Annotated in this window: 14 protein-coding genes; 6 read left to right on the top strand and 8 right to left on the bottom strand. The window is 68.8% G+C overall.

Annotated elements, in window-relative coordinates; translation table 11 throughout:
* Nucleotides 1-972: D-alanyl-D-alanine carboxypeptidase family protein (locus CS1GBM4_RS17330; protein WP_186419986.1), on the bottom strand; the 972-nt coding region annotated here is incomplete at its 3' end.
* Nucleotides 973-1,298: 326 nt separating this feature from the next.
* Here CS1GBM4_RS17330 and CS1GBM4_RS17325 point away from each other — a divergent pair.
* From CS1GBM4_RS17325 to CS1GBM4_RS17300, 6 genes are all read left to right on the top strand, one after another.
* Complete coding sequence (locus CS1GBM4_RS17325) at nucleotides 1,299-1,649, top strand: phasin family protein (protein ID WP_186419985.1); 351 nt, start codon at nucleotides 1,299-1,301, stop codon at nucleotides 1,647-1,649.
* Nucleotides 1,650-1,931: 282 nt separating this feature from the next.
* Entirely contained in the window at nucleotides 1,932-2,342 is a 411-nt protein-coding gene (gene clpS / locus CS1GBM4_RS17320; protein WP_186419984.1) for an ATP-dependent Clp protease adapter ClpS, read from the top strand.
* Between the two features lie 46 nt (nucleotides 2,343-2,388).
* Nucleotides 2,389-4,905, top strand: a complete 2,517-nt coding sequence (clpA, locus tag CS1GBM4_RS17315; protein WP_186419983.1) for an ATP-dependent Clp protease ATP-binding subunit ClpA — start codon at nucleotides 2,389-2,391, stop codon at nucleotides 4,903-4,905.
* Nucleotides 4,906-4,909: 4 nt separating this feature from the next.
* Nucleotides 4,910-5,185 carry a hypothetical protein gene (locus tag CS1GBM4_RS17310; protein ID WP_186419982.1) on the top strand — a complete coding sequence of 92 codons (276 nt, stop codon included), beginning with the start codon at nucleotides 4,910-4,912 and terminating at the stop codon, nucleotides 5,183-5,185.
* 366 nt (nucleotides 5,186-5,551) lie between these two features.
* Nucleotides 5,552-6,286: an AzlC family ABC transporter permease gene (locus CS1GBM4_RS17305; protein ID WP_186419981.1), complete on the top strand. Its 735-nt coding sequence runs from the start codon at nucleotides 5,552-5,554 to the stop codon at nucleotides 6,284-6,286.
* Nucleotides 6,283-6,639: an AzlD domain-containing protein gene (locus tag CS1GBM4_RS17300; RefSeq protein ID WP_186419980.1), complete on the top strand. Its 357-nt coding sequence runs from the start codon at nucleotides 6,283-6,285 to the stop codon at nucleotides 6,637-6,639. Before CS1GBM4_RS17305 ends, CS1GBM4_RS17300 begins: the two co-directional genes overlap by 4 nt.
* 6 nt (nucleotides 6,640-6,645) lie before the next feature.
* Here CS1GBM4_RS17300 and CS1GBM4_RS17295 read toward each other — a convergent pair whose 3' ends face one another.
* From CS1GBM4_RS17295 to CS1GBM4_RS17265, 7 genes are all read right to left on the bottom strand, one after another.
* Nucleotides 6,646-7,533: a sigma-70 family RNA polymerase sigma factor gene (locus tag CS1GBM4_RS17295; protein WP_186419979.1), complete on the bottom strand. Its 888-nt coding sequence runs from the start codon at nucleotides 7,531-7,533 to the stop codon at nucleotides 6,646-6,648.
* Nucleotides 7,534-7,543: 10 nt separating this feature from the next.
* Nucleotides 7,544-8,014 (bottom strand): carboxymuconolactone decarboxylase family protein, encoded by a 471-nt coding sequence (locus tag CS1GBM4_RS17290; RefSeq protein ID WP_186419978.1) that lies wholly within the window; start codon nucleotides 8,012-8,014, stop codon nucleotides 7,544-7,546.
* Nucleotides 8,015-8,088: 74 nt separating this feature from the next.
* Nucleotides 8,089-8,556: a carboxymuconolactone decarboxylase family protein gene (locus tag CS1GBM4_RS17285; RefSeq protein WP_186419977.1), complete on the bottom strand. Its 468-nt coding sequence runs from the start codon at nucleotides 8,554-8,556 to the stop codon at nucleotides 8,089-8,091.
* Nucleotides 8,557-8,620: 64 nt separating this feature from the next.
* Nucleotides 8,621-9,049, bottom strand: coding sequence for an HIT family protein (locus tag CS1GBM4_RS17280; RefSeq protein ID WP_186419976.1), 429 nt, complete (start codon nucleotides 9,047-9,049; stop codon nucleotides 8,621-8,623).
* Between the two features lie 30 nt (nucleotides 9,050-9,079).
* The gene (locus CS1GBM4_RS17275) at nucleotides 9,080-10,267 is read right to left on the bottom strand and encodes a GNAT family N-acetyltransferase (RefSeq protein ID WP_186419975.1); all 1,188 of its coding nucleotides are present in this window, start codon (nucleotides 10,265-10,267) and stop codon (nucleotides 9,080-9,082) included.
* 143 nt (nucleotides 10,268-10,410) lie between these two features.
* Nucleotides 10,411-11,160 (bottom strand): glycerophosphodiester phosphodiesterase family protein, encoded by a 750-nt coding sequence (locus tag CS1GBM4_RS17270; protein WP_186419974.1) that lies wholly within the window; start codon nucleotides 11,158-11,160, stop codon nucleotides 10,411-10,413.
* Nucleotides 11,160-11,633 carry a RidA family protein gene (locus tag CS1GBM4_RS17265; protein ID WP_186419973.1) on the bottom strand — a complete coding sequence of 158 codons (474 nt, stop codon included), beginning with the start codon at nucleotides 11,631-11,633 and terminating at the stop codon, nucleotides 11,160-11,162. The genes CS1GBM4_RS17270 and CS1GBM4_RS17265 overlap by 1 nt, the downstream gene beginning before the upstream one ends.
* Nucleotides 11,634-11,663: the final 30 nt, after the last annotated feature.

Genomic DNA, 11,663 nt, shown 5'->3' with positions numbered 1-11,663 from the left:
AGGAGGCTCGGGAACGGGAGCCGGCGCGACGGCGCGGGTGCGCTCCGGCTGCGGCTCGGCGGCCTCGGCGATCATCGGCGCGCTGCGGCCGCCGGTGGCGGCGCGCGGCAGGTTGGCGACGACGAGATCGGCCATGATCTTGTCGCGCGCAGCGCCGGAGCGGCCGCCGAGCACGACGGAGACGATCTGGCGGCCGTCCAGCCTGGCCGAGGTCATCAGGTTGAAGCCGGAGGCGCGGGTATAGCCGGTCTTGATGCCGTCGACGCCCTCGATGCGGCCGAGCAGGCGGTTGTGCCCGCGGATGGTGCGGGAGCCGTACTGGAAGGAGCGCATCTGGAAGAGCGGGAAGTATTTCGGGAAGCGCTCCTGGATCGCCCGCGCCAGGATGGTGAGGTCGCGCGCCGTGGTGATGTTCGGCGGCGAGTTCGGCAGGCCGTGCGGGTTGTGGAAGCGGGTCGACTCCATGCCTAGCGCGCGCGCCTTGCGCGTCATCATCTCGGCGAAGGCCTCTTCCGAGCCGGCGATGTTCTCGGCCACCACGACCGAGGAATCGTTGGCCGACAGGGTGATCATGCTCTTGATCGCGTCCTCGACCTCGATGGTCGAACCGGCGCGCAGGCCGAGCTTGGTCGGCGGCTGCGAGGCGGCGTAGGACGAGACCTTGAGCTCGGAATTCATGGTGAAGCGGCCGCGCTCCATCTGCTCGAACAGCAAATAGAGGGTCATCACCTTGGTGAGCGAGGCCGGGATGCGCGGGGCATCCTCGTTGACGGCGTGCAGGGTCCGGCCGGTCTTGGCGTCGACCACCATCGCCGCATAGGGCGGGGCATAGCCGCCCGAGACATGCCGCCGCTTCTTGCGCGCCGCCTCGGCGGGCGAGACCGTCGCGGTCAGCGCGACGGCAGCAGCACTCACCAGCCCGATGAACGCAAGCCAGCGTTCGCGTCGGGTCCCAACGCAACCAAAAGCCATGCAACTCGCCTCAACTTAACCCACCCGTCCGTCGCAGGCTTTGCAGCGTGGCGCGAAGGACACAGGGGCAGAGGTTAGGCGGATGCGGTTACGGAGGGGTTAAGCGCCGAACGGTCTTCTCGCGCCCGTCAGGTTGCAAACCATTGGCGATGCACGCCGGGGGCCTCTGCGTTTGATGCAACGCAACGCGTTCTTGACTTTTATGTTGCGGTGCACAATATCAGGCCTGTCCCGGTGATGAACCTCTTCATCTGACTTTGGGGACGCCCAACCCGGGCCACAGGCTCGTCAGCAGAGGCGGCGCCCCGGAGCGCCGAGGGAAAACCATGATCCAGATCCAGCAGTTCGAGACCCTCCAGAAGGCTTCCAAAGAGAACGTCGACGCGGCCCTGAAGGCGTTCGGCGCCACCTCGAAGGGCGTGCAGGCGCTCGCCGTCGAGGCGACCGATTACGCCAAGAAGTCGTTCGAGGCCGGCACGGCCACGATCGAGAAGCTCGCCGGCGTGAAGACGCTCGACAAGGCCATCGAGATCCAGTCGGACTACGTCAAGACCGCGTTCGAGGGCTATGTCGCCCAGGTCACCAAGTTCGGCGAGCTCTTCACCGCGATCGCCAAGGACGCCTACAAGCCGTTCGAGGGCATCGTCGCCAAGTCGGTCCCGACCCCGGGCAAGTAATCCGGCGCGCAGCCGGCCGCGCCGGCGGACGCAGCCAGGCTCGGCGCGACTGCCAGGACGTTCGGCCGTGTCGGCCGAACGGACAGCGCACCAGCCGCAAGGCTTTGAGAAGCCCGGTCGTTCTGGCCGGGCTTTTGCTTTGTCGGGTGCGAAAACGGGCTTTCGCTGTGACCGGGCGGCGGAACGGGCTGGCGAAGCAGGGGCGACGCCTGTAAATTCGCCGGCGACGCACTATCTTGAAGTCAGCCTTCGGGACGGGACGCCTTGAGCCACGCAGCCACGATGCCGATCGAACAGGACCTGCCAGCCGGCGCCGAGCCGCGCGGAGCCGCGTTCCGTTTCGCGCCGCGGCTGGCCTCCAAGCCGCGGACGCCGGCTGGCCCCTCCGACGGCGACCGCGCCGGGACCGGCACCGCCGTCCTGACCCGGACCCGGACGCGCAAGCCCAATCTCTACCGCGTGCTGATCCTCAACGATGACTACACGCCGATGGAGTTCGTGGTGCACGTGCTGGAACGGTTCTTCAACAAGGACCGGGCCGAGGCGACGCGCATCATGATGCATGTCCATCAGAACGGCGTCGGCGAATGCGGCGTCTTCACCTACGAGGTCGCGGAGACCAAGGTGACCCTGGTGATGGATCTCGCCCGCAAGCACATGCATCCGCTTCAGTGCGTGATGGAGAAGAAGTAGCCTTGAACACCACCGTTCTCTCGAAACTGGACTGGGAGCGCTGACATTGCCGAGCTTCTCGCGCAGCCTCGAACAGGCGCTTCACCGGGCCCTCGCGCTCGCCAATGAACGCCACCATGAATATGCGACGCTGGAGCACCTGCTGCTGGCGCTGGTCGACGACCAGGACGCCGCCGCGGTGATGCGCGCCTGCAGCGTCGACCTCGACACGCTGCGCCGCAATCTCGTCGACTATATCGATGCGGAGCTGACCAATCTCGTCACCGACGGGCGCGACGATTCCAAGCCGACCGCCGGGTTCCAGCGCGTGATCCAGCGCGCGGTGATCCATGTCCAGTCGTCCGGCCGCGAGGAAGTGACCGGGGCCAACGTGCTCGTCGCGATGTTCGCCGAGCGCGAGAGCCACGCCGCCTATTTCCTGCAGGAGCAGGACATGACCCGCTACGACGCGGTCAACTACATCAGCCACGGCATCGCCAAGCGCCCGGGCGCCAGCGAGACCCGGCCGGTGCGCGGCGCCGAGGAGGAGGCCGAGCAGCAGCGCGACCAGCGCAGCGAGCAGGGCGGCGAGGGCGACAAGGACAAGAAGAAGAAGGAAAGCGCGCTCGACGCCTATTGCATCAACCTCAACCGCAAGGCGCGGGACGGGCGCATCGATCCGCTGATCGGCCGCGAGGCCGAGGTGCAGCGCACGATCCAGATCCTCTGCCGCCGGCAGAAGAACAACCCGCTCCTGGTCGGCGATCCCGGCGTCGGCAAGACCGCGATCGCCGAGGGGCTCGCGCTGAAGATCGTGCGCGGCGAGGTGCCGGAAGTGCTGGAGGACGCCACCGTCTTCTCGCTCGACATGGGCACGCTGCTCGCCGGCACGCGCTATCGCGGCGATTTCGAGGAACGCCTCAAGCAGGTGATGAAGGAGATCGAGCAGCACCCCAAGGCGATCATGTTCATCGACGAGATCCACACGGTGATCGGCGCCGGTGCGACCTCTGGCGGAGCGATGGACGCCTCGAACCTGCTGAAGCCGGCGCTCGCCTCCGGCTCGCTGCGCTGCATCGGCTCGACCACCTACAAGGAATACCGCCAGTATTTCGAGAAGGACCGGGCGCTGGTGCGCCGCTTCCAGAAGATCGACGTCAACGAGCCGTCGGTGCCGGACACGATCGAGATCCTGAAGGGGCTGAAGCCCTATTTCGAGGAGTTCCACAAGCTGCGCTACACCAACGACGCCATCAAGGCGGCGGTGGAGCTGTCGGCGCGCTACATCCACGACCGCAAGCTGCCGGACAAGGCGATCGACGTCATCGACGAGACCGGCGCCTCGCAGATGCTGGTGACCGAGGCCAGGCGCAAGAAGACGATCGGCGTCAAGGAGATCGAGGCGGCGATCGCGACCATGGCGCGCATCCCGGCCAAGACCGTCTCGAAGGACGATGCCGAGGTGCTGCGCAATCTCGAGACCACGCTGAAGCGCACCGTCTACGGCCAGGAGAAGGCGATCGAGGCGCTGTCCTCGTCGATCAAGCTCGCCCGTGCCGGCCTGCGCGACGGCGAGAAGCCGATCGGCTGCTACCTCTTCGCCGGTCCGACCGGCGTCGGCAAGACCGAGGTGGCGCGCCAGCTCGCCGCCTCGCTCGGCGTCGAGCTGATCCGCTTCGACATGTCGGAATACATGGAGCGCCACACCGTCTCGCGGCTGATCGGCGCGCCTCCGGGCTATGTCGGCTTCGACCAGGGCGGGCTCCTGACCGACCAGATCGACCAGCATCCGCATTGCGTGCTGCTGCTCGACGAGATCGAGAAGGCCCATCCCGACCTGTTCAACATCCTCCTGCAGGTGATGGACCACGGCAAACTGACCGACAACAACGGCAAGCAGGTCGACTTCAGGAACGTCATCCTGATCATGACCACCAATGCCGGCGCGGCGGATCTGGCGAAGAACGCCTATGGCTTCACCCGCAGCAAGCGCGAGGGCGACGATACCGAGGCGATCAACAAGCTGTTCGCGCCGGAATTCCGCAACCGGCTCGACGCGACGATCTCGTTCGGCCACCTGCCGAAATCGGTGGTGGCGCGCGTCGTCGACAAGTTCGTGCTGCAGCTCGAGGCCCAGCTCGCCGATCGCAACGTCACGATCGAGCTCTCGGACGAGGCGCGCGAATGGCTGGTCGAGAACGGCTATGACGAGGCGATGGGCGCCAGGCCGATGGCCCGCCTGATCCAGCAGACGATCAAGACGCCGCTGGCCGACGAGGTGCTGTTCGGCCGGCTGAAGAACGGCGGCGCGGTCAAGGTCGTGGTGATCCAGTCCGAGACCGGCATCAAGGTGCTCGGCCTGGAATTCCCCGACGGCCCGGTCAAGCCGAAGCCGGAGAAGGACGTCGCGGCGGCGGCGGAGAAGCGCTCGCGCAGGCCGCGGGCCAAGGGCCCGGGCAGGACGCCCGGCAAGGCCGGAGCGGGCGGCGCGAAGCGCGGGCCGAAGCCGGACGCCCCGGTCGAGCCGCCGAAAGCGGCGCGCGGCGTCCGCACCGTTCCGAAAGTCCCGTTGACGAAGGCCTGACGCCGTGTGGTTCAAGCGTAAGCCGGAAAGCGTCTGGGCGCAGGAGGGCGAGGTCGCCGCACAGGCGGCCGCTCCGGCAGCGAAGGAAAAGCTCGGCTGGTTCGAGAAGCGGGCGCGCCGGCGCCGCCGGCGGATCGTCTTCGAGGAGGTGCTGGGCTGGATCGTGGTTCCCGCCTTCCTCTACCTGCTCTGGCTCGGCTATCGGGCCGTCGGCGGCGTACCGAAGGAAATCGTCGACTTCGCCCAGGAGCTGATCGGGCTGGCGATGAAGAGCTTCTGATCCGGCCTGCGCCGGATGCAGGGCCGGCGCGCGGCATGGCGGCTGTCATGCTGCCGGCGTCCTGGGCTTAAACGGAGGGGCTCGCGGTCACCGCGGGCCTTTTTCATATCCGCGGTCCGATGATCCGATTTTCAAACCATAGGCTGGGCGCAGCGCAGCCGCTCGGTTGTCAAATGCGTTCCCTTCCCGCTTGTGGTGGGGAGGGGGTCAAGCCTATCGGCGACAAAGCCTCCGGCATTCCGGCCGGAGCGCCGCAATCCCTCACAGAGCGCAAGGCCCTTCGATGGATTCCGGAGCTGCACAGCTTCGCCGCTCGTCCGGAATGACGGCGGCGCTCTCATCGCCCGCGGACAGAGCGATGGCGGCATGACCGAAGCCGCGTCCAATCAATGGCTGCGGCCATGGGGCCGCGGCTTCCGCGACGCGCTGATGCTGCCCGCCTGGGTGGTCGGTCTGTCGCTGATGGGGGTCGGCACGCTCGCCCGCGATGTCGGCTATCCGGTCGAGGCCGCGGTGCTCTCGACGGTGCTGGTCTGGGCCGGGCCGTCGCAGGTCCTGTTCTTCGCCTCGATCGCCGGCGGTGCCGCCTGGAGCGCGATCGCGCTCGCGATCGGTTTCGCGTCGCTGCGCTTCCTGCCGATGACGGTCGCGCTGCTGCCGCTGCTGCGGCGGCCGGGGCAAAGCGTGGCGCAGCAGATGCTGCTCGCCCATTTCGTCGCCGTCACCGCCTGGGTCGAGGCGCTGCGGCGCCTGCCGCAGATCCCGCCCGAGCAGCGCGTCGGCTATTTCCTCGGCTTCGCCAACGCGCTGATCGCGGTCAGCGCGCTCACCACCTATGCCGGCTTCCATCTCGCCGGCGTGGTGCCGGCGCCGGTCGCGGCCGGGCTGCTCTGCCTGACGCCGATCTTCTTCCTGTGCTCGATGACCGCAGGCATCCGCGGCCTCGGCGACAAGGTCGCCATCGGGCTCGGGCTCGTGCTCGCTCCGATGGCGGGCTGGGCGATCGGCGGCGGCTTCGACCTGATCGTCAGCGGCCTCGTCGGCGGCAGCCTCGCTTTCCTCGTGCAGCGCCGGCGCAAGGCTCCGGAGACCAGGGGATGACCCAGCCGATCGCCCTCCTCGACGGGCCGTGGTGGCCCTATCTGGCGCTGCTGCTGTTCGCGGTTCTGCCGACCGAGATCTGGCGCTGGCTCGCCGTCGCCTTCGCCAGACGGCTCGACGAGCGCTCGCCCTGGCTCGAATGGGTCAGGCTGGTCGCGACCGCGCTGCTCGCCGGGGTGGTCGCCAAGCTGGTGCTGGCGGCCCCGGGGGCGCTCGCCGGCGTGCCGCTCGCCGTGCGCCTGGCGGCGCTCGCCACCGCCGTGACCGTCGTGCTGATCGACCGGCGCAAGGTGATGCTCGCGGTGATCCTCGGCGAGATCGTGCTGATCGGCGGCGCCTGGCTCCCCGGCTGACCGGCTCTATCCGGCCGTCAGCGTGATGTGCCGGAGCTTGTCGGGATTGCGCACCACATAGATCGCGTGGACCCGCCCGTCGCGGACGTCGAGCGCCGTCGCCTGCAAGGTCTCGCCGCGTTCGAGGCTGAGATAGCCGGGCAGGCCGTTGATGATGACCGGCCTGAACACGGTCGTCGGCCGGTCGCGGCTGACGAGCTTCCGGGCGAGGCCGGCGAAGAAGCGCGAGACGCGATCGATGCCGTGGAGCGGGTTCAGCGTCGCCAGCACCTTGCCGCCGCCATCGCTGTGGAAGGCGACATCCTGCGCCAGCAGGGCCTGAAGCTCGCTCGGATCGGCCTTGTGGGCGGCCTTGAAGAAGGCCTCGACGAAGCGCCTGGCCTCGGCGGGGTCGACCTTGTTGCGCGGCGGCATGTCGATGCGGACATGCTCGCGGGCGCGCCTGGCGAGCTGGCGGCAGGCGCTCTCGCTGCGCTCGATGGTGCGGGCGATCTCGGCGAAGTCGAGGTTGAAGACATCGTGCAGCAGGAAGGCGGCGCGCTCGAGCGGCGTCAGCCGCTCCAGCGCCAGCATCAGCGCGATCGGCGCGTCGAGCCCGTCCTCCGCGGCCGGAGCGGCGCCGATCTCCTCGACCAGCGGCTCGGGCAGCCAGGCGCCGACATAGAATTCGCGCCGGCTGCGGGCCGATTTCATCTGGTCGAGGCAGAGGCGCGTGACGGTGCGGGCGAGATAGGCGCGTGGCGCCTCGACCGCGTCGCGGGCCACGTCGCGCCAGCGCAGCCAGGCCTCCTGGACGATGTCCTCGGCATCGCTGATCGAGCCGAGCATGCGATAGGCGAGGCGGGTCAGGAAACGGCGATGCGTCTCGAAGACGTCGTCCGGGAGCTGCGCCATGGCGAGGGCCTCAGGCCGCCGTCGCGGCGGCGGCCGGGCGGTCGCCGGGATGGGCGGAGCGGAAACCGATGGCGATCCGGTTCCAGCTGTTGATCGTGCCGATCAGCACGGTGAGCTTCACCATCTCCTCCGGGCTGAAATGGCGCAGCGCCTCCTCATAGGCCGCGTCCGGCGCATGGGTCTGGGCGATCAGGGTCAGCGCATCGGTCCAGGCGAGGGCGGCGCGCTCGCGTGCGGTATAGAGCGCCGACTCGTGCCAGGCGTCGAGCAGGAAGAGCCGGGCCGGGCTCTCGCCTCCCTCGAGCGCATCGGCCGAGTGCATGTGCAGGCAATAGGCGCAGCCATTGATCTGCGAGGCGCGCATCTTCACCAGATGGATGAGGCTGTGCTCGAGGCCGCTCTCCTTGACCGCCGCTTCGAGGGCGATCATCGGCTTCATCGTGTCGGGGGCGGTGACGTAAGGGTTGAGGCGCTTGCTCATGACGGGAATCCCGGTTGCTGGAGAAGGCCGGCCCGAGCGGTGGCGCGCCGGGCCGGGCATGCGATCCGCTGCCGTCAGGCCGCGGCGCTCTCGCGGCGGCGGTCGTTCGGATGCCGGGTGCGGAAGCCGCAATTGATCCGGTTCCAGACGTTGATCATGCCGATCGCGACCGAGAGGTCGACGCATTCCTGCTCGCTGAAGTGCTCGCGCAGCTCGGCGAAGGCCTCGTCACTCGGGCTGCGCTCGGCAAGCTTCGTCAGCTCCTCGGTCCAGCGCAGAGCGGCGCGCTCGCGCGGGGTGTAGAGCTCGGATTCCTCCCAGGCGCTGAGCAGGGCGATGCGGGCCTCGCTCTCGCCGGCCTTGCGGGCGTCGGCCATGTGCATGTGCAGGCAATAGGCGCAGCGATTGATCTGCGAGGCGCGGATCTTCACCAGCTCCTGCAGGCTGTGCTCCAGCTTCGACTGGTTCACATACTCCTGCAGCCCGAGCATGGCCTTGTAGGCGTCGGGGGCGGTCTGGAAGGCGTTGAGGCGCTGGGTCATCGTTCTCTCCATCGGGTGGCGACGAAGACAGGACGAGGCAGCCGGCGCCCGCGTGACATGCCCCTCAGAGATTTTTCAGCGCATCCCGAATTTTGTCGGCGGCGGCGGCGAGCTCGTCCTGGCTCGCCTTGTAGGTCGCCGGCGGCCGCAGGGCGACCCCGTCATGGCGCGGGATGACGTGGACATGCAGGTGGAAGACGACCTGGCCGCCGGCGGTCTCGTTGAACTGCTGCAGGGTGATGCCGTCGGCGGCGAAGGCCTTCATCTGCGCCCGGGCGATGCGCTGCGCGACCGTCGCGACATGGCCGAGATCGGCGGGATCGACGTCGAGGAGATTGCGGGCCGGGTTCTTCGGGATCACCAGCGTGTGGCCGGCCGCGCGCGGCATGATGTCGAGGAAGGCGAGGGCCCGGTCGTCCTCGTAGACGCGGTGGGCCGGCAATTCGCCGCGCAGGATCTTGGCGAAGATGTTGTTCGGATCATAGGCGGTCATCAGCGCATATCCCGATGGTTCGAGGGGAGGTCATTGCTCGCCAGCCTTGCGGAAGGGGCCCTCCCGCGCAAGGGCGGCGCAGGCGGCGGCGATCTCGCGGCGCTCGCCGGGCAGGTAGGCGGCGACGGCGCGGGCGAGGCCGGGATCGGCGAGGAGATGGGCCGAGCGGGTGATCACCGGCCGGTAGCCGCGGGCCAGCTTGTGCTCGCCCTGGGCGCCGGCCTCGACGCGGGCCAGGCCGTGCGCGATCGCATAGTCGATGGCCTGGTGATAGCAGAGCTCGAAATGCAGGAAGGGGTGATCCTCGATGCAGCCCCAGTTGCGGCCATAGAGCGTGTTGCCGCCGCGGAAATTGATGGCGCCGGCGATGTTGCGGCCGGCGCGGCGGGCGAGCATCAGCACGACGCGCTCGCCCATGCGCTCCCCGATCTCGGAGAAGAAGCGGCGGTTGAGATAGGGCCGGCCCCATTTGCGCGAGCCGGTGTCCTCGTAGAAGCCGAAGAAGTCGTCCCAGACGCTCTCGGTGAGTTCCGGACCGGAGAGGACCGCGACCTCGATGCCGGCGGAGAGCGCCTCGCGGCGCTCGCGCTTCAGCGCCTTGCGCTTGCGCGAGGCGAGCTCGCCGAGGAAGTCGTCATAGCTGCCGAAGCCATCGTTGCGCCAGTGGAACTGGATGTCGTGGCGCTCGAGGAAACCGGCCTCGAGCAGCGCCGCCATGTCCGGCTCCTGAGCGAAGGTGACGTGCACGGACGAGCCGCGGACCTGCTCGCGCAGCGCCTCCAGACCGGCGATCAGGGCCGCGCGCGCCTCGGCAACCCGCGGCCCTTCGGCGACGAGCAGGCGCGGGCCGGTGGCGGGCGTGAACGGGGCGGCGACCTGGATCTTCGGATAGTAGCGGCCGCCGGCGCGCATATAGGCCTCGGCCCAGCTGTGGTCGAAGACGTATTCGCCCTGGCTGTGACCCTTCACGAAGGAGGGCGCAGCGGCGATCAGGCGGTCGTCCGCATCCTCGACCAGGAGATAGGCGGGCGACCAGCCGGTGCGGCCGCCGACACAGCCGCTCTCTTCCAGCGCACGCAGAAAAGCGTGGGAAACGAAGGGGTTGTCGGGGTCCGGCTCAAGCCCTCCCCCCGCTTGCGGTGGGGAGGGTTGGGTGGGGGGCAGTGCCGCTTGGTGAGAACTGGAAGAAGTCCGGAGCCCTGCTTTCCGGCCCCCCATCCCTAACCCTTCCCCACCGCAAGCGGGGGGAAGGGAATACCCACCGGCGCCGGGATTGGCACAGGCGTCCCAGTCCGCGGCCGGGACACTCTTCAACGAGGTCGCGACGCGGACTCTGAGGCCCTCGCGCAGACCGGTTTCGCTCAAGGCAGGAAGCCCTCGAAGACCATCTGGTCGGCATGCTCGGCCGCTCGCGCCCGGTCTTCGGGCGTCCGCACCGTCCAGCTCATCAATGGCAACCCCAGCGGCTTGCGGCAGAGGAAGGGCGCGGCGCAGGGCAGGTCTGCGACCTTCCAGGAGACGAAGTCGGGCCGGCTCTCCTCGAAATGCAGGAGGTTGGCGAGCGCGTGCTTCTGCGCGGCCGAGAGGTGGTCGTAGTCGGCGTAGCCGTACTCGTTCATCGCGACGATGCCGCGGGCGAAGCCGGGCGCGAGCTCGCGCAGGGCGGCGACGATCACCGGATCGAAGGATTTCAGCACGATCGGCTGGCCCTTGTGGCCGGCGAGGATCTGCGCGGTGCGCTTCGCCAGCCGCAGGTCGCCGTCGAAGCGGCTCTTGACCTCGATCACCAGCGGCGTCCGCCCGCCGATCGCACCGAGGAAGCCGGTCAGCGTCGGGATGCGGTCGCTCGCGCCCCTGAGCCCGATCTGCGCCAGCTCTGCAGCTTTCCGGGCATCGACACGGCCGCTCTCCTCCGTCAGGCGGTCGAGGGTGAAGTCGTGGAAGACGACGGCGTCCTCGTCGGCGCTGAGCTGGACGTCGCATTCGATGGCGAAATTGCCGGCGATGGCGGCCGCGGCGGCCGAGAGCGAGTTCTCGATCACGCCGCCGGCGGCGTCGTGCAGTCCGCGATGCGCGATCGGGCGCGCGGTGAGCCAGGCTTCGGCCGGCATCAGGCGATCTCGAAGATGGCTTCGACCTCGACGGCGGCGTCGGCCGGCAGGTTGGCGACGCCGACGGTCGAGCGGGCATGGCGGCCGGCATCGCCGAGCACCTCGACCATGAAGTCGGAGGCGCCGTTCATGATCGCCGGCAGTGCGGCGAAATGCGGCGTGGCGTTGATGAAGCCGCCGAGGCGGACGCAGCGCACGATCCGGCCGAGGTCGCCGCCGAGCGCGGCCTTGGCCTGGGCGAGCACGTTGATGGCGCAGAGCCTCGCGGCCTCGAGCCCGGCCTCGTTGAAGATCTCGGCACCGAGCTTGCCCTTGTGGTGGTCGGAGAGCTTGCCGTCGAGGCCGAAGCAGAGCTGGCCGGAGATGACCAGCAGGTTGCCGCTGATCACATAGGGCACGTAGTTCGCGACCGGGGCGGCCGGGGCGGGCAGGGTGATGCCGAGGGCGGCGAGCTTGGTGTCGACGGCGTTCATGATGAGAGGCTCCCGGCCTGTGCTGGACAG

Source organism: Allobosea sp. CS1GBMeth4, assembly GCF_900185715.1.
Taxonomy (GTDB): domain Bacteria; phylum Pseudomonadota; class Alphaproteobacteria; order Rhizobiales; family Beijerinckiaceae; genus Allobosea.
Note: the sequence above shows the minus strand (reverse complement) of the source record. Positions and strands in the feature narration are given on the sequence as shown.